Annotated in this window: 17 protein-coding genes; 5 read left to right on the plus strand and 12 right to left on the minus strand. The window is 58.2% G+C overall.

Annotated elements, in window-relative coordinates:
- The first annotated feature begins 221 nt into the window (after positions 1-221).
- Positions 222-824, plus strand: coding sequence for a peroxiredoxin (locus tag JFU11_RS09920; protein ID WP_007898510.1), 603 nt, complete (start codon positions 222-224; stop codon positions 822-824).
- Between the two features lie 119 nt (positions 825-943).
- Here the strand turns inward: JFU11_RS09920 and rnt are convergent, their stop codons facing one another.
- Both rnt and pyrC read right to left on the minus strand, forming a co-directional pair.
- Positions 944-1,621, minus strand: coding sequence for a ribonuclease T (gene rnt / locus JFU11_RS09925; protein WP_007898509.1), 678 nt, complete (start codon positions 1,619-1,621; stop codon positions 944-946).
- Positions 1,618-2,664, minus strand: a complete 1,047-nt coding sequence (pyrC, locus tag JFU11_RS09930) for a dihydroorotase (RefSeq protein ID WP_201060529.1) — start codon at positions 2,662-2,664, stop codon at positions 1,618-1,620. The genes rnt and pyrC overlap by 4 nt, the downstream gene beginning before the upstream one ends.
- A gap of 157 nt (positions 2,665-2,821) precedes the next feature.
- On the opposite strand from pyrC, the gene JFU11_RS09935 reads away from it, so the two are divergent.
- Entirely contained in the window at positions 2,822-3,730 is a 909-nt protein-coding gene (locus tag JFU11_RS09935) for an OmpA family protein (RefSeq protein ID WP_123719355.1), read from the plus strand.
- Positions 3,731-3,859: 129 nt separating this feature from the next.
- Positions 3,860-5,077, plus strand: a complete 1,218-nt coding sequence (locus tag JFU11_RS09940; RefSeq protein WP_123719354.1) for an argininosuccinate synthase — start codon at positions 3,860-3,862, stop codon at positions 5,075-5,077.
- Between the two features lie 129 nt (positions 5,078-5,206).
- On the opposite strand, the gene JFU11_RS09945 is transcribed toward JFU11_RS09940, so the two are convergent.
- A complete protein-coding gene (locus JFU11_RS09945; RefSeq protein ID WP_123719353.1) occupies positions 5,207-5,821 on the minus strand; it encodes a hypothetical protein in 615 nt (204 codons plus the stop codon).
- Between the two features lie 572 nt (positions 5,822-6,393).
- Between JFU11_RS09945 and JFU11_RS09950 the strand changes: the two genes are divergently transcribed.
- Positions 6,394-7,020, plus strand: a complete 627-nt coding sequence (locus tag JFU11_RS09950; protein WP_201060530.1) for a response regulator transcription factor — start codon at positions 6,394-6,396, stop codon at positions 7,018-7,020.
- Between the two features lie 91 nt (positions 7,021-7,111).
- Here JFU11_RS09950 and JFU11_RS09955 read toward each other — a convergent pair whose 3' ends face one another.
- The 8 genes from JFU11_RS09955 to metG all read right to left on the minus strand — a co-directional run bounded on the left by JFU11_RS09955 (position 7,112) and on the right by metG (position 13,988).
- Positions 7,112-7,291 (minus strand): hypothetical protein, encoded by a 180-nt coding sequence (locus JFU11_RS09955; protein WP_007898493.1) that lies wholly within the window; start codon positions 7,289-7,291, stop codon positions 7,112-7,114.
- A gap of 108 nt (positions 7,292-7,399) precedes the next feature.
- Positions 7,400-8,038: an endonuclease III gene (gene nth, locus JFU11_RS09960; RefSeq protein ID WP_052966146.1), complete on the minus strand. Its 639-nt coding sequence runs from the start codon at positions 8,036-8,038 to the stop codon at positions 7,400-7,402.
- A 25-nt stretch (positions 8,039-8,063) separates the two neighbouring features.
- Positions 8,064-8,654, minus strand: coding sequence for an Rnf-Nqr domain containing protein (locus tag JFU11_RS09965; protein WP_123719351.1), 591 nt, complete (start codon positions 8,652-8,654; stop codon positions 8,064-8,066).
- Positions 8,647-9,258, minus strand: a complete 612-nt coding sequence (locus tag JFU11_RS09970; RefSeq protein ID WP_201060531.1) for an RnfABCDGE type electron transport complex subunit G — start codon at positions 9,256-9,258, stop codon at positions 8,647-8,649. The genes JFU11_RS09965 and JFU11_RS09970 overlap by 8 nt, the downstream gene beginning before the upstream one ends.
- Positions 9,255-10,247, minus strand: coding sequence for an RnfABCDGE type electron transport complex subunit D (locus tag JFU11_RS09975; RefSeq protein WP_201060532.1), 993 nt, complete (start codon positions 10,245-10,247; stop codon positions 9,255-9,257). Before JFU11_RS09975 ends, JFU11_RS09970 begins: the two co-directional genes overlap by 4 nt.
- Complete coding sequence (gene rsxB / locus JFU11_RS09980; RefSeq protein ID WP_201060533.1) at positions 10,234-11,241, minus strand: electron transport complex subunit RsxB; 1,008 nt, start codon at positions 11,239-11,241, stop codon at positions 10,234-10,236. The genes JFU11_RS09975 and rsxB overlap by 14 nt, the downstream gene beginning before the upstream one ends.
- Complete coding sequence (locus JFU11_RS09985) at positions 11,238-11,807, minus strand: Rnf-Nqr domain containing protein (RefSeq protein WP_123719347.1); 570 nt, start codon at positions 11,805-11,807, stop codon at positions 11,238-11,240. Before JFU11_RS09985 ends, rsxB begins: the two co-directional genes overlap by 4 nt.
- A 129-nt stretch (positions 11,808-11,936) precedes the next feature.
- Positions 11,937-13,988 (minus strand): methionine--tRNA ligase, encoded by a 2,052-nt coding sequence (metG, locus tag JFU11_RS09990; protein WP_201060534.1) that lies wholly within the window; start codon positions 13,986-13,988, stop codon positions 11,937-11,939.
- Positions 13,989-14,309: 321 nt separating this feature from the next.
- Here metG and apbC point away from each other — a divergent pair, with 321 nt between their 5' ends.
- A complete protein-coding gene (gene apbC / locus JFU11_RS09995; protein WP_123719345.1) occupies positions 14,310-15,404 on the plus strand; it encodes an iron-sulfur cluster carrier protein ApbC in 1,095 nt (364 codons plus the stop codon).
- 108 nt (positions 15,405-15,512) lie between these two features.
- Here apbC and JFU11_RS10000 read toward each other — a convergent pair whose 3' ends face one another.
- On the minus strand, positions 15,513-16,271 hold the full coding sequence (locus tag JFU11_RS10000; RefSeq protein WP_038981884.1) for an SDR family oxidoreductase: 759 nt from the start codon (positions 16,269-16,271) through the stop codon (positions 15,513-15,515).
- Between the last annotated feature and the right edge of the window lie 14 nt (positions 16,272-16,285).

Here is a 16,285-nt window from a genome sequence, read left to right on the forward strand (position 1 = left end):
AAGGGCGTGTGACTGACGAACGGCTTCTTCTCAGCCTTCCATGAGGAAAATATAGCCGCGGCCTTTTTACCTTCCAGAAAAAACCGTTGAGGACAGGCCAAAAACGCGGTGTATGATGGTCGGCCTTTTGCGAAGGGGGATCGTGTCACAGGGCTGTCGCCTGAGGGTGGCAGGCTGATACGAACCCTGTTCTTCACCGTTATTACACCAGGAGATATCCAATGAGCGTACTCGTAGGCAAACAAGCCCCTGACTTCACCGTACCGGCCGTACTCGGCAATGGCGAAATCGTAGACAGCTTCACCCTGTCCTCGGCCATCAAAGGCAAATACGGCCTGGTGTTCTTCTACCCACTGGACTTCACCTTCGTTTGCCCGTCCGAGCTGATCGCTCTGGACAACCGCATGTCTGACTTCAAGGCACGCAACGTGGAAGTGGTAGCCGTTTCGATCGACTCGCACTTCACCCACAACGCCTGGCGCAACACCCCGGTCAACAATGGTGGCATCGGCGAAGTTCGCTACACCATGGCGGCCGACCTGAAGCACGAAATCGCCAAGGCCTACGACGTTGAGTCCGAAGGCGGCGTGGCTTTCCGTGGCGCGTTCCTGATCGACGACAAAGGCGTTGTCCGCTCGCAGATCATCAACGATCTGCCGCTGGGCCGTAACATCGAAGAGCTGATCCGTCTGGTCGACGCTCTGCAATTCCACGAAGAGCACGGCGAAGTTTGCCCTGCCAACTGGAAAAAAGGCGACAAAGGCATGACCGCTTCCACCGAAGGTGTTGCGGCTTACCTGACCGAGAACGCTGCTGCGCTGTAAGGCACGTTCGAGGCATAAAAAAACCGGCTGATAAGGCCGGTTTTTTTATGGGCGGGATAAACCCATGCTGTTCACTTGTGGTGAGGGAGCAAGCTCCCTCGCCTCAGATCAGTGACGGATCAGTCGTTGTAGTCTTCCCAGCCGCCCATTTGTTTCCAGCGATTGACGATGCCGCAGAACAGATCAGCCGTCTTCTCGGTGTCGTAGCGGGCCGAGTGGGCCTCGCGACCGTCGAAGTCGATATCCGCTGCTTGGCAGGCCTTGGCCAATACGGTTTGACCGTAAGCCAGACCGGCGAGGGTCGCCGTGTCGAAGCTGGAGAACGGGTGAAACGGGTTACGTTTCATGTCCAGGCGCGCGACAGCGGCGTTGAGGAAGCCCAGGTCGAAGCTGCTGTTGTGCCCGACCAGAATCGCCCGTTTGCAACCGTTGGCCTTCAGAGCCTTGCGCACACCGCGGAAGATATCGGTCAGGGCCGCTTCTTCACTCACGGCCATGCGCAACGGGTGATCGAGCTTGATCCCGGTGAACTCCAGGGCTGCCGCTTCGATGTTCGCGCCTTCGAACGGTTCGACCCGAAAGAAATAGGTGTGCTCAGGGTACACAAAGCCTTTTTCATCCATGCCGATCACGGTGGCGGCGATTTCCAGCAGGGCATCGGTGGCCGAGTTGAAGCCACCGGTTTCTACGTCGACAACGACCGGCAGGTAACCACGGAACCTGGCTGCCATTGGATGGCGGGAACCACCTCCGCCGCCATTACCGTCCTGTTCGTCGTCGAAATGGTCTTCACTCACGCGTGTTCCTCCAGCAGGCGCCAGCGCAGTTTTTCACCGGCGCGCAGCGGGATTACGGTCAGCTCGCCAAACGGCAGGCTGGTTGGGGCGGTCCACTCGTCGCGGACCAGGGTGATGCGATCGGTGTTCACCGGCAGGCCGTAGAAGCGCGGGCCGTTGAGGCTGGCGAAAGCTTCGAGCTTGTCCAGCGCGTTGCGCTGTTCGAAGGCTTCGGCATACATCTCGATCGCGGCATAAGCGGTGTAGCAACCGGCACAGCCGCAAGCCGCTTCTTTGGCGTGCTGGGCATGGGGCGCCGAGTCGGTGCCGAGGAAGAACTTGTCGCTGCCACTGGTGGCGGCGTCGAGCAGGGCTTCCTGATGGGTATTGCGCTTGAGGATCGGCAGGCAATAGAAGTGCGGCCGAATCCCGCCCACCAGCATGTGGTTGCGGTTGTACAGCAGGTGATGCGCGGTGATGGTTGCGCCAACGTTGGCCGAAGCCTCGTTGACGAACTGCACGGCGTCAGCGGTGGTGATGTGTTCGAACACCACTTTGAGGGTCGGGAAACGCTCGACCACCCGGCGCATGTGCTCATCAATGAAGATTTTTTCGCGATCGAAAACGTCGACATCGCCACGGGTGACTTCACCGTGAACCAACAAAGGCATCCCGACGTCGGCCATGGCCTCGAGTGCGGGGAAAATCTTGTCGATGCTGGTGACGCCAGAATCCGAGTTGGTGGTCGCGCCGGCCGGGTACAGCTTGGCGGCGTAGACGAAACCGCTGGCCTTGGCTTCACGAATCTCTTCGGGTTGAGTGCGGTCGGTCAGGTACAGAACCATCAGCGGTTCGAAACGGCTGCCGGCCGGGCGTGCGGCGAGAATCCGCTGGCGATAGCCATTGGCTTCAGCAGCGTTGCGCACCGGCGGTACCAGGTTGGGCATGATAATGGCGCGACCAAAGGTGCGCGCGACATCCGCGACGGTATTGGTCAATACAGCACCATCGCGAAGATGAATATGCCAGTCGTCGGGACGCAGCAGGGTCAGGCGGTCGGACATGAGGGGATTCCAGGCGGGTCAAACTCAGGGGAATGCTACCGGAAAAGACTCTTCCAGGCACTCGCTATCAAGTTTTGCAGCAAGCTTCCGATATCCAACAGGTACGCCGTAAATATGTGTGTCGGTCTTTTTGTTGCAGAAGCCAGTGGAGCCTCCCGTGCGCCAGCGTTATTTAGCCTTGCTCAGTGTGTTTGCCAGCCTTCCTGCGATGGCGCTCACTTTCCAGACCCGTCTGGAGAGCATTGAGTGGACGGTCGAGGGTGACAAGTTCGAATGCCGCCTGACTCAACCCATTACCGATTTCGGCTCCGGGGAGTTCGTGCGTCGTGCCGGCGAGCAGGCGACATTTCGCTTGAAGGCCTACAACTCGGTGATCGGTGGCGGTTCCGCGACTTTGCTGGCGGCCGCTGCGCCATGGCAGCCGGGGCGTGGCGACATCAACCTGGGCTCGGTGCGGATCGGCAGTGGCAACGTGCTGTTCAACAGCTCGCAAGTTCAGGCCGGGCGCCTGATCAGTGGGTTGATGGACGGTCGCAGCCCGGTCGTTCGACACTCCTCGGGCGACGGTCGGGTATCTGAAGTCCGTCTGCTGCCGGTCAAATTCAGCAAGGCCTACAGTGACTATCAGGGTTGCGTGGCCAAGTTGCTGCCGCAGAATTTCGAGCAGGTGAAGCAATCCGAAGTCGGCTTTCCGGGGGAGGGCATCGATCTCGATGCCCAAGCCAAGGCCCATTTGCAGGTCATGCTGGAATTCATGAAAGCCGATCCGACGGTCAATCACATTGAGCTCGACGGCCATTCCGACAACAGCGGCAACCGCCTGACCAACCGCGAACTGTCGCGACGCAGGGCGCTGGCCGTGATGGATTTCTTCAAAGCCAATGGTATTCAGGAATCGCAGATCACCCTGCGTTTTCACGGTGAGCGCTATCCTCTGGCGCCGAACAACAATGCCGCCAATCGGGCGAAGAACCGCCGGGTTGCCGTGCGCCTCGAACGGGTAGCGCCGACCGAGCAACCGGCGTCGCAAGCCACCGCTTCCGCGGGCACCGCGAAGGCCTCCTGAACCTGCTGAAATCGTCGCTCGCTCGACATAATCTGTCGCTTCGTCGTCATAAGCTGTCGCGCCTCTGTAAATTATTCTGCATGAGCGTTAGACTTGACGGCTTTCCGTAGAACCCCGTGGAGTGATGGCATGGCGGACGTAAACAAGGTCGTTCTGGCGTATTCCGGCGGCCTGGACACTTCGGTGATCCTCAAGTGGCTGCAGGATACTTATAACTGTGAAGTAGTGACCTTCACCGCTGACCTGGGTCAGGGCGAAGAGGTCGAACCGGCCCGCGCCAAGGCACAGGCCATGGGCGTAAAAGAAATCTACATCGACGATCTGCGCGAAGAATTCGTGCGCGATTTCGTGTTCCCGATGTTCCGCGCCAACACCGTTTACGAAGGTGAGTACCTGCTGGGTACTTCCATCGCTCGTCCGTTGATCGCCAAGCGCTTGATCGAAATCGCCAACGAAACCGGCGCTGACGCCATTTCCCACGGCGCGACCGGCAAGGGCAACGACCAGGTTCGTTTCGAACTGGGCGCCTACGCCTTGAAGCCAGGCGTGAAAGTGATCGCTCCGTGGCGCGAATGGGACCTGCTCTCCCGTGAAAAGCTGATGGATTATGCTGAAAAGCACAACATCCCGATCGAGCGTCACGGCAAGAAGAAATCCCCGTACTCGATGGATGCCAACCTGCTGCACATCTCCTATGAAGGCGGCGTGCTGGAAGACACCTGGACCGAGCACGAAGAAGACATGTGGAAATGGACCGTCTCCCCGGAGAACGCTCCAGACAAGCCGCAATACCTGGAACTGACCTACCGTAACGGCGATATCGTCGCACTGGACGGCGTCGAAATGACCCCGGCCACCGTGCTGGCGACCTTGAACCGTATCGGTGGCGAACACGGTATCGGCCGTCTCGATATCGTCGAGAACCGTTACGTGGGCATGAAGTCCCGTGGCTGCTACGAGACCCCGGGTGGCACCATCATGCTGCGCGCTCACCGTGCGATCGAATCGATCACCCTGGACCGCGAAGTGGCTCACCTCAAAGACGAGCTGATGCCGAAATACGCCAGCCTGATCTACACCGGTTACTGGTGGAGCCCTGAGCGTCTGATGCTGCAACAGATGATCGACGCTTCCCAGGTCCACGTGAACGGCGTAGTGCGCCTGAAGCTGTACAAGGGCAACGTGATCGTCACCGGCCGCAAGTCCGACGAGTCGTTGTTCGACGCCAACATCGCGACCTTCGAGGAAGATGGCGGCGCCTACAACCAGGCCGATGCGGCGGGCTTCATCAAGCTCAACGCCTTGCGCATGCGTATCGCGGCGAACAAAGGCCGGAAGCTTTTCTGAGACCTTTGAGTCGGTAATGGATGTGTGGCCTCGTTGAGGCCACATATCTGAAAGAGGGATACCCTGTCGTACACTGCGTATTCAGCTTTTCTTCTTGTTCCTTTCCTCGCTTCCTTCTTCTGTGGCTCTTCAAGAGCTGGCTGCTGTGTGCCTGTAAAGATTTTGACCAATCATCGTCAGGCCGTGTGAATTCAAATTGTAAGCAATGCAGAACGTTGCGCCGTTGCGTTTCCTGGTGTGCTTTGTAAGCCGGAGCGCACTTTCCTTCAGCAGCGTCTCCGACTCGGCACAGGTGAGAAATACGATCACTTGCGCAGGATTTTCCTGTGCTCGCTGAATTCTCTCCACCAGGGCGCTGAAGGCCATTTTGTTGTTCATCCAGCGTGTATCAATGATATGCAGGTCTTTTAAGTGCTCGGGCAAACGTACGTGGTGTTGGGTCGAGCTTTCTGGTGGTACCCAGGAAGGGTCGTTTCCTGACTGGTTGGCGTTGTCCATGACTTTCATGAAGTGCTTCCCTTTATTGAAGTCGGAGGGCGCGTAAAGTGATCGATAGTTGAAGTTTAGTGTGACGAAAAAAAGAAAAAGCAAATAAAAGGGAAAACTAATCAGAAACCAGACATAGAGTTCTTTCTCCTTGTTGTCGAGGAAGGGGAGGGATACAGCAGCCGATGTTTCAGACAGTACTGCAAATATTGCAATGATTGTCATGGGGTTGGTGATTCTTTTTTTGAGTTTTATCATGTCTTCTGCTCATGAGATATTATTTCTTCTCGATTTGTTTGTGGGTGTGGATCTCAGGGTGATAATGAGTGAATGAGATTTTCTCTGTTGTTATGTTGTGCTCCTTTCTTGCTGAGTGATATTGGTTGTTATAGTAGCTGTATTGTTCTTGGTTCAGGTATGGCTGTTTATTTGTTTTAAAGTTATATAGGTTTATTCCGCCGGTTAAATGTTGCTGTATGTGAGCTTTCATAAGTCGTTCGAGTGCGACTTGCACAGGGGCTGGCAAATGCTCGTTACTTTTGAGGGTAGCTCAATAGTCGAAGTCTGTCGGATTACTAGTATCAAACCCTGTTCTTGTGTTTTTCTGGTTGTAAGTCGATACAAAAAAATTGTCGAAGTGCTGAGCAGCGTTCGGCTAGTAGCAATCTCATGACTCATGATGTGCAATGATTTTTTGTAGGAATAATCCGTGTTGTTTGTAGGCCATGTCTCTCGCTGCGAGTGGCCGGGGGTGACGGCATGCCATGGGTGAAACGACTAGGCTATGGTGCGGGCTCTAAAAATTCGAACAGCGAAAATTGGACTTGCCCATGAATAAAGTGCTGATCGTGGATGATCACCCCGTCATTCGTCTTGCGGTACGTATGCTAATGGAACGTCATGGCTACGAAGTCATTGCAGAAACAGATAATGGTGTGGACGCATTGCAACTTGCCCGTGATCTTATGCCGGATATTGTCATATTGGATATTGGGATACCGAAGCTGGATGGGTTAGAAGTTATCGCGCGCCTGACGTCGACGGCGATGCCTCTTAAAGTACTGATATTGACGTCCCAGGCGCCAGGGCACTTTTCCATGCGTTGCATGCAATCGGGTGCCGCGGGATATGTCTGCAAGCAACAGGATCTCACTGAATTGCTCAGTGCAATAAAGGCCGTGTTATCAGGCTACAGCTACTTTCCTAATCAGGCTCTGCATACCGTGCGTTCCAGTCTTGGGAACGCCAGTGAAACCGATATGGTGGATCGTTTGTCCGGGCGGGAAATGATGGTCCTGCAACAGTTGGCCCGAGGAAAGACAAACAAGGAGATCGCCGATGGAATGTTCCTCAGCAATAAAACTGTCAGTACTTACAAAACCCGTTTGCTGTTAAAGCTTAATGCTCGCTCACTGGTCGACCTGATCGAATTGGCTCAGCGCAATGGCCTGGTATGAAGCTGCCAGCGTTTGACGAAGCGCGATGAACGGGCGTTTATCAGGGGGCGGCACTTAGTAAAAAGCCTCCGTTTCGGGAGGCTTTTAAGTGTCATAAGTCAAAATCGTAATCGGCCAATTGCTTCTGCAGTCGGCGCTCCTCCAGCAGATTGTCGATGGTGCGGCGTTTGCTCAGGTTGGTCTTTGCCACTTCCACTACCGGCTCTGCGTCATCGGCCTCAACGGGGGTGAAGTCGTCTTCTACGTCCAATTGCTCTTTGCCAGTGCTCATAAGGTTAACTCCAGGCTAAGGCTGCCCTTTGGCGCTCCTTATATCGACAATTTCCCGGCGGGTAAAAAAGATTTTTTCAATCGATCAATCAAAAAAACTAATAGAGCCTCAATCGTCCGAGGTCTTTTGCTTGTATTCGCACAAATCCTCGATCCGGCAACTGCCACAACGGGGCTTGCGGGCCAGGCAAACGTAGCGCCCATGAAGAATCAGCCAGTGATGAGCGTCGAGCAGATATTCCTTCGGCACGAATTTCATCAGTTTTTGCTCCACCTCGACCACGTTCTTGCCCGGAGCAATGCCGGTACGGTTACTGACCCGGAAAATATGGGTGTCCACGGCCATGGTCAGCTGACGAAAGGCGGTATTGAGCACCACGTTGGCGGTCTTGCGACCGACGCCGGGCAATGCCTCCAGTGCCTCGCGGGTCTGTGGCACTTCACCTCCATGGAGCTCCACCAACATGCGACAGGTTTCGATCACGTTTTTCGCTTTGCTGTTGAACAGGCCGATGGTCTTGATGTACTCAGACAGCCCTTCGACGCCCAAGGCATGGATCGCCGCTGGCGTGTTGGCCACCGGGAACAGTTTGGCGGTGGCCTTGTTCACGCCGACATCGGTCGACTGCGCCGAGAGGATCACGGCAATCAGCAATTCGAACGGTGAGGAGTAGGCCAGTTCGGTCTTCGGTTCAGGATTGTCTTCGTGAAACCTGCGGAAAATTTCAAGACGTTTTGCGGCATTCATGGGCGATGCGTTTCCTCGAAGGCGGTCAATGGGGGGCCGCCGGGCGGCGGGTCCAGGCTTGATGTGCGGCGATCAACAGTCCCAGCAGAATAAACCCGCCAGGGGCCAGCGTGGCCAGATGCAGGCCACCGTCGGCGATCAGCGTCCAGCCTTGCCAGTCCGGTTGCGTGACGCCGGCCATCCAGGACAAATGGCTAGCGAGTGTCCCGTTGCCGATGAACTCGCGCAGCAGGCCAAGGCCCACCATCAAGGCGCCGAACAGGCCACACAGACGCAGTCGATCACGCTGTGGGCTCTGGAAAAAACCGTTGTGTTCCAGTACGACGCATTGCAAAGCGATCAATCCTGCGTAGAAACCCAGATGCTGGTGCCATTGGAGCGACCAGGCTTGCGTGGCAAGTTCTGCGCAACTGGTCAGCGTGGCAGCCAGCAGCAGGCATGCCAGCAAATGTGTTGCCGGAATCAGTCGCGAGCGCAAGATGCCCATGCTCGCACCGTAAGCACTGAGTACCAGAGCAAACATCAGCCACAGGCCCAGGGCTGTTACCAATGAATCAGTAACACCGATCAGCGGCGTCAGCATCAGCGAGTTCTGCAGGGTCGATGACTTATTCATGAGCGCTGCTCCCGATCAGCGGTTGCCGGTGTTCATCGAAGTAGCGCAGCGCGTCATGGGTGGCATTGATCACCGCTCTTGAGGTGATGGTCGCGCCCGCGATCTGATCGAATTGCCCTTGGTCCTTTTTCAAGGCCCAGCCATTGTCATCGGGGTCGGTTAGCGACTTGCCGGTAAACACCTGAAGCCAGGCATTGGGCCAGTCGGCGAGCTTGCCGCCCAGCCCCGGGGTTTCCGATTGCTTGAGGGTTTTGACCCCCACTAACGTGCCTTGGGGGTCGATGGCGATCAGCAAGTCGATGGCGCCGGCGTAGCCCAGTGTCTGGCTGCGCAGCAACACAGCGCTCGGTTGGCCTGCCTTGGATGCCAGGTAGCCACCCAACAGTGTGCTGTTGGCCAGGCGAGTGCTTTCGAGACTGAGGGGGTGTTCCAGTGGCTGATTGTCGTAGCTGTCGGGCGGTAGTAGATCCAGTAACTGGCGGCTGTCGATCAAGTGTTGTTCGGCGGCAATGCGCGCGGCGCTGGTGTGCTGCACGAGGTAAGTCGCGCCCATCCCCAGGCCTGCCAGCACTACCAGGATCACAACGCTCGTCGCTCGGTTCATCGGGCAACCTGCTCCTGTCTGGACGCGGCAAACCGCTCCAACGCCGGTACACAGAGGTTCATCAACAGGACCGCAAAGGCCACGCCATCCGGATATCCGCCCCACGTCCGAATCAGGTAAGTCAGTAACCCCACGCCTGCGCCAAACAGTAATCGGGCAGTGGGGCTTTTCGCGCCGGATATCGGTTCTGTCACGATGAAGAAGGCACCGAGCATGCTCGCGCCGGTGAGCAGATGAAACAGTGGTGAGCCATGAGAGTCGGAGCCCGTACCGTTCCAACACAACAGGCTGATGATGAACAGGCTGGCGAGCATGCCGACCGGCGCATGCCAGCTGAATACCCGCCGTTGCAGCAGAAACGCACCGCCCGCCAGAAACGCCAGGTTGACCCATTCCACGCCTCGGCCGCCAAAACGGCCGAATGCCGGATTGTCGGCGAACAGTTCTTCCATGGTCAGGCTTTTGTTGATTCGCAGACTGTCCAGCGCCGTGGCCTGGGCCCACGCATCGGGCGCCTGACCGAAGCTGAAGCCGAACACCTGTTGCAACCCCCCGAACAAATCCATGCCATGGGACGCCGGCCAATGGGTCATTTGCTGGGGAAACATCACCAGAATCAGCGCGAAACCGAGCATCGCCGGATTGAACGGATTCTTGCCGACGCCGCCATACAAGTGCTTGCCGAAAAACAGTCCGAACGCCGCAGCACTGACTGTCAGCCACCACGGACAATAAGGCGGCAAGGCCAGCGCCAACAGCGTCGCACTGACCAGTGCACTGCCATCGCTCAGCGTCGGTTTTACCGGTTGCTTGCGCAGCTGCAATACCGCCGCTTCCACGGCCAATGCAGTAGCCGCCGCCAGAATCAGGTTGATCAATACACCCCAGCCGTACAGCCAGAACAACATCAGCATCCCCGGCACGGTGGCCAGCAATACCAGCTTCATGGCTTGCTGAAGGCGTTCGTCCACCGATTCAAGGGGTGACATAGGCATCCACCTGACGCTCGGCTTCGCTGAGTGCATGTTGCAACGCTTCGATCTGTTCGGCCGGCGCCTCGCTTGTTTGAGCTTTCTTGAGTTCGGCGCGGCGCATGGCCAGCTGGATCTTCGCCCGTTTCAGCTCGGCATCTTTTGCCGGGGCAGGTGGCGTAGAAACCGGCGGTGCGCTGCTCTCCAGTTGCGCCAGCGCCCGTTCGGCGACTTCGAACTGCTGTTGCAGCACGATCAGTTGCGATTGCTGTTCGAAGGTTGGCGGATGCCCGAAAGCCTTGAGCGATTTGTTCAGCTGCGCCCGACTCATCGCCAGATCGACCTTGGCCTTTTTCAGTGCCGCATCGGCATTGGCGGCCTTCTGTGCGCGGACACGCTCGAGTGCAGCCTGAACCGGATCGAGCGTCACTTCGCTGTGCTGCACGGCGCGCTGGGCGCGGGCCTGGCGTTCGGCTAGCTTCTGTTCTTCTTCGCGATGCAAACGGGCATTGCGCTGTTCGAAACGGCGTCGCGCGTGATTGCGTTTGGCGGCCCGAGCCTGTTGTTCCTCCAGGCTGAACGCCAACCCGCCGACAATCGGCAGCACCGTGGCCAGCGGTAACGGATGCATCTCGATGCAGTCCACCGGGCAGGGCGCCACGCAGAGGTCGCAACCGGTACATTCGTCGACGATGACCGTGTGCATGAATTTCGCCGCGCCGACAATGGCGTCGACCGGGCAGGCCTGAATGCACTTGGTGCAGCCGATGCATTCGGCTTCGCGGATGTAAGCGATCTGCGCGGGTGCCGAACCGCGACTGACGTCCAGTTCCAGCACTGGCACTTTCAGCAAGTCGGCCAGGGCCGCGATGGTTTCGCTGCCGCCCGGTGGGCACTTGTTGATCGGCTCGCCGCTGGCGATGCCTTCGGCGTAGGGTTTGCATCCGGGGTGGCCACACTTGCCGCATTGGGTCTGCGGCAAGAGGGCGTCGATGCGTTGAATCAGACTCATGTTTTGATCAGCCCGCTGAATCCGAGAAAAACCACCGCGATCAATCCGGCGCCGATCAACTCGATCGGCAGGCCGCGAAAGGGCAGGGGGATATCGTTATCGAGTGTGCGCTGGCGCAAGTCGCTGAACAGACTCAGCACCAGCCAGAAACCCAGCCCGGCGCCAAGGCTCAGGGCTATGGCGTGGAAAATTCCCTTGTCGTCTTGAGCGTTGAGCAATGTCAGCCCAAGCACGCCGGCATTCCCCAGCAGCAGGGGCCAGAGGCCATCGAATGACAGCTTCGCCAATAACCGGGAAAGCAGTTTCAGCAGTGGGCCGATCAGCAGAACGCTCAACGGCAGGAACACGAATAAACGCAGCGACGTCAGCCCTAACGGCACCAGTAGCCAATGATAGAGCGCATAGCCGAATGTGCCGACGATCAGCATCAGACACGTTGTCGCGATGCCCAGCGCGTGGACCTGCGGCCGCTCGCTGCCCAGCACCGAATCGACGCCCAGCGGCCAGTGCAACACGAGGTTGTTGATCAGGGCAGCGCTGATAAGCGTTAAAAGCAGTTCGGTCATGATCGTGCCGGCAAAAGGAGGCCTGTCTAACAAGGTTAGGCATTATCCGGCAAGGAAGGAGGGTGGGCCAGACATGAAAATCCCACAGTCGCGCCGGGCACGACTGTGGGATCGATTTACCGCAGAACTTTACTTGATGCGCTGACCCGGCTTGGCGCCGCTGTCGGGGCTCAGCAGGTAGATTTCTTCACCGCCAGGGCCGGCTGCCATCACCATGCCTTCGGAGATCCCGAATTTCATTTTGCGGGGCTTGAGGTTGGCGATCATCATGGTCAGGCGACCATTGAGCTTGGACGGGTCCGGGTAAGCGCTCTTGATCCCGGAGAACACGTTGCGTTGCTCGTCACCGATGTCCAGGGTCAGGCGCAGCAGCTTGTCGGCACCTTCCACGGCTTCGGCCTTGACGATCAGCGCCACGCGCAGGTCTACGGCGGCAAAGGCGTCGAACTCGATCTCTGGCGACAGCGGATCCTTGGCCAGTTCACCGTTGCCGGCGGGTGCAGCTTCGCCGGTGTCGGTTGCGCTGGCGGTCAGGTCTTCTTTCGAGGCGTCGGTCATGGCTTGTACTTTTACCGGGTCGATGCGGGTCATCAACGGTTTGAACTCGTTCAGCTGATGATTGCTGAGCAAGGTGGCGTGGTCGTTCCAGGTCAGCGGGGCGACATTCAGGAATGCCTCGGCATCGGCGGCCAGCAGCGGCAGTACCGGTTTGAGGAAAATCACCAGCTGGCGGAACAGGTTGATGCCCAAGGCGCAAATGGCCTGGACTTCATCTTGCTTGCCTTCCTGTTTGTTCAGCGACCACGGCGCCTTGTCGGCGATCCAGGCGTTGGCGCGGTCGGCCAGGCCCATGATTTCGCGCATGGCACGTGCGAAGTCGCGAGCTTCATAGGCTTCGGCAATGCTTGGCGCTGCCGCCAGGAAGGCGTCGGTCAGTTCCAGCGCGGCGTTGCCGGCTACCAGTACACCGGCGTTGCCTTTATGGATGAAACCGGCGCAACGGCTGGCGATGTTGACGACTTTGCCGACCAGGTCGGAGTTGACCTTCTGCACGAAGTCTTCGAGGTTCAGGTCCAGGTCGTCGACGCCACGGCTCAGCTTGGCGGCGTAGTAGTAGCGCAGGTATTCCGGCGACAGGTGATCCAGGTAAGTCCGTGCCTTGACGAACGTGCCGCGAGACTTGGACATCTTCTGGCCGTTGACGGTCAGGTAGCCGTGTACGTTGATGCCGGTCGGTTTGCGGAAACCGGCGCCTTCAAGCATGGCTGGCCAGAACAGCGCGTGGAAGTTAACGATGTCCTTGCCGATGAAATGGTACAGCTCGGCGGTGGAATCCTTGCTCCAGAACGCGTCGAAGTCCAGGTCCGGACGGCGGGCGCAGAGGTTCTTGAAGCTGGCCATGTAGCCGATTGGCGCGTCCAGCCACACGTAGAAATACTTGCCCGGCTCGTCGGGAATCTCGAAGCCGAAGTACGGCGCATCGCGGGAAATGTCCCACTGTTGCAGGCCGGCATCCAGCCATTCGGCGATCTTGTTGGCGACGGCCTCTTGCAACGTGCCGCTGCGAGTCCAGGCTTGCAGCATTTCCTGGAAGTCCGGCAGCTTGAAGAAGAAGTGCTGGGAGTCCTTGAGCACCGGGGTGGCGCCGGAGATTGCCGACTTCGGATCTTTGAGGTCGGTCGGCGCGTAGGTCGCACCGCATTTTTCGCAGTTGTCGCCGTATTGGTCCTCGGTGCCGCATTTCGGGCAGGTGCCCTTGATGAAGCGGTCGGCCAGGAACATTTTCTTTTCCGGGTCGAAGTACTGAGTGATCGAGCGCGTGGCGATGTGCCCGGCGTCGCGCAGCTTCAGGTAGATCTGGCTCGACAGCTCACGGTTTTCTTCAGAGTGAGTGGAGTGGAAGTTGTCGAAGTCCACCAGGAACTCGGCAAAGTCGGCGCTGTGTTCAGCCTGGACATTGGCGATCAGTTGTTCCGGGGTGATGCCTTCCTTTTCCGCGCGCAGCATGATGGCCGAACCGTGGGCGTCGTCGGCGCAGACATAAATGCATTGATTACCGCGATGCTTCTGGAAGCGCACCCACATATCGGTCTGGATGTACTCCAGCATATGGCCGAGGTGGATCGAACCATTGGCATAGGGCAGGGCGCTGGTGACGAGGATCTTGCGTGGCTCGGACATGGGGCTCGGCTACTTGATGAAACGGAGGTCGGCCACTATAAAGCGCCGGCGCATATTTTTCACCCCTGTGGCGAGGGGGCTTGTCGGAACGCCGCATCGCCCCGTTCGGCTGCGAAGCAGTCGTGAATCCAGACAACTCGGTCGGTCTGACAGATTGCAGGGGGCCGCTGCGCGACCCAACGGGGGCAAGCCCCCTCGCCACAGGGATGCTCTCCAGGCACAGGGATGTGTTTGCCACAAATCATCGTGGGGCATGCCGTCTATGATGTAGAACGGTTAGGATACCCGCCTGATTTTCCAGTCTTGCTATCGGAGTTGCCCATGAGCGCCGTCAATCGCGCAGCGGTGGAAGCCGTCCTTCGCCAATACACCGACCCTTACCTGAACCAGGACCCGGTCAGCGCCGGGTGCGTGCGCAGCATCGACATCCAGGGTGATCGCGTCAGCGTCCAGCTGGAGCTGGGTTACGCCGCCGGTCTGTTCAAGAGCGGCTGGGCGCAGTTGCTGCAACTGGCCATCGAAGGCCTGGACGGCGTCGTCACCGCGCGCGTCGAGATCACCAGTGTGATTGCCGCGCACAAGGCCCAGGCACAGATTCCGGGGCTGGCCAACGTCAAGAACGTCGTGGCCGTGGCGTCCGGCAAGGGTGGCGTGGGCAAATCCACCACCGCTGCCAACCTGGCCCTCGCGCTGGCCCGTGAAGGCGCCAAAGTCGGGATTCTCGACGCGGATATCTATGGTCCGAGCCAAGGCATCATGTTCGGCATCCCTGAAGGTACCCGACCAAAGGTCAAGGATCAGAAGTGGTTCATTCCGATTGAATCCCATGGCGTTGAAGTGATGTCCATGGCCTTCCTGACCGACGACAACACGCCGATGGTCTGGCGCGGGCCGATGGTGTCCGGCGCCCTGCTGCAACTGGTCACGCAAACGGCCTGGGGCGACCTGGATTACCTGGTTATCGACATGCCGCCAGGCACCGGCGATATCCAGCTGACCCTGGCGCAGAAAGTCCCGGTGGCCGGTGCGGTAATCGTGACCACTCCACAGGATCTGGCATTGCTGGACGCGCGCAAGGGCGTGGAGATGTTCCGCAAGGTCAACATCCCGGTGCTGGGCGTGGTGGAAAACATGGCCGTGCACATCTGCTCCAACTGCGGACATGCCGAGCATCTGTTCGGTGAGGGTGGCGGTGTGAAGCTGGCCAACCAGTACGGTGTCGAACTGTTGGCTTCGTTGCCACTGTCGATGCTGATCCGCGAACAGGCCGATGGCGGCAAGCCAACGGTGATCGCCGAGCCGGACAGTCAGATTGCGATGGTTTACCAGGAACTGGCCCGCCATGTCGGCGCGCGGATTGTGTTGCAGGAAGCGGTAACGCCGGCGATGCCGAACATTACCGTCAGCGACGATTGATTCGCTGAAAAGATCGCAGCCTCGCTTCGCTCGACAGCTCCTACATGGATAGGCTTACACCTGTAGGAGCTGTCGAGCGAAGCGAGGCTGCGATCTTTTGATCTTGCTCTAGATCCGCAACCCGCCATCCAATTCCAGAATCCGACCGGTGTAGTAGTCGTTCTCGAAAATGTAGGCCGCCGACTGGGCGATCTCTTCAGGTTTACCCATGCGCTTGAGCGGAATCCCCGAAGTCATTTTCTCCAGCGCTTCCGGCTTCATGCTCAGGGTCATCTCGGTCTCAATGAAGCCCGGTGCAATGCCCGCCACGCGAATGCCGTAACGTGCCAGTTCCTTGGCCCAGGTCACGGTCGCCGCAGCGACACCGGCCTTGGCGGCGGAGTAGTTGGTCTGGCCAACGTTGCCGGCGCGCGAAATCGACGAGATATTGATGATCGCGCCGCTGTTATTCAGCTCGACCATTTTTGCCGCGACTTCACGGGTGCACAGGAACACGCCGGTCAGGTTGACGTCGATGACTGCCTGCCATTGAGCCAGGCTCATCTTGGTCATTTCGCCGTCCTTGACCTTCAACAGCAGGCCGTCGCGCAGAATGCCGGCGTTGTTGATCAAGCCATGGATCGCACCGAAATCGTCAGCCACCTGGGCGGCCATGTGAGTCACTTGCTCTTCATCGGCGACGTTGCACAGATAGGCGCGGGCCTCGACACCCTTGGCTTTGCACGCCGCGACGGCGGCGTCGAGTTTTTCCTGATTCAGATCTACCAGCGCCAGCTTCGCGCCTTTGCCTGCGAGATACTCGGCCATGGAACGGCCTAAACCCTGGCAACCGCCGGTGATAATGATTACTTTGTCAGTGAGTTGCATTCGCATAGCCCCAT

The sequence above is a fragment of the Pseudomonas sp. TH37 genome (assembly GCF_016650735.1).
GTDB lineage: Bacteria > Pseudomonadota > Gammaproteobacteria > Pseudomonadales > Pseudomonadaceae > Aquipseudomonas > Aquipseudomonas farris.

What these genes read in the sequence shown, in the direction of transcription:
- JFU11_RS09920 (WP_007898510.1), top strand. Translation starts at nt 222, where the DNA reads ATGAGCGTACTCGTAGGCAAACAAGCCCCTGACTTCACCGTACCGGCC.
- pyrC (WP_201060529.1), bottom strand. Translation starts at nt 2,664, where the DNA reads ATGTCCGACCGCCTGACCCTGCTGCGTCCCGACGACTGGCATATTCAT.
- JFU11_RS09940 (WP_123719354.1), top strand. Translation starts at nt 3,860, where the DNA reads ATGGCGGACGTAAACAAGGTCGTTCTGGCGTATTCCGGCGGCCTGGAC.
- JFU11_RS09945 (WP_123719353.1), bottom strand. Translation starts at nt 5,821, where the DNA reads ATGATAAAACTCAAAAAAAGAATCACCAACCCCATGACAATCATTGCA.
- JFU11_RS09950 (WP_201060530.1), top strand. Translation starts at nt 6,394, where the DNA reads ATGAATAAAGTGCTGATCGTGGATGATCACCCCGTCATTCGTCTTGCG.
- JFU11_RS09955 (WP_007898493.1), bottom strand. Translation starts at nt 7,291, where the DNA reads ATGAGCACTGGCAAAGAGCAATTGGACGTAGAAGACGACTTCACCCCC.
- nth (WP_052966146.1), bottom strand. Translation starts at nt 8,038, where the DNA reads ATGAATGCCGCAAAACGTCTTGAAATTTTCCGCAGGTTTCACGAAGAC.
- JFU11_RS09965 (WP_123719351.1), bottom strand. Translation starts at nt 8,654, where the DNA reads ATGAATAAGTCATCGACCCTGCAGAACTCGCTGATGCTGACGCCGCTG.
- JFU11_RS09970 (WP_201060531.1), bottom strand. Translation starts at nt 9,258, where the DNA reads ATGAACCGAGCGACGAGCGTTGTGATCCTGGTAGTGCTGGCAGGCCTG.
- JFU11_RS09975 (WP_201060532.1), bottom strand. Translation starts at nt 10,247, where the DNA reads ATGTCACCCCTTGAATCGGTGGACGAACGCCTTCAGCAAGCCATGAAG.
- rsxB (WP_201060533.1), bottom strand. Translation starts at nt 11,241, where the DNA reads ATGAGTCTGATTCAACGCATCGACGCCCTCTTGCCGCAGACCCAATGC.
- JFU11_RS09985 (WP_123719347.1), bottom strand. Translation starts at nt 11,807, where the DNA reads ATGACCGAACTGCTTTTAACGCTTATCAGCGCTGCCCTGATCAACAAC.
- metG (WP_201060534.1), bottom strand. Translation starts at nt 13,988, where the DNA reads ATGTCCGAGCCACGCAAGATCCTCGTCACCAGCGCCCTGCCCTATGCC.
- apbC (WP_123719345.1), top strand. Translation starts at nt 14,310, where the DNA reads ATGAGCGCCGTCAATCGCGCAGCGGTGGAAGCCGTCCTTCGCCAATAC.
- JFU11_RS10000 (WP_038981884.1), bottom strand. Translation starts at nt 16,271, where the DNA reads ATGCAACTCACTGACAAAGTAATCATTATCACCGGCGGTTGCCAGGGT.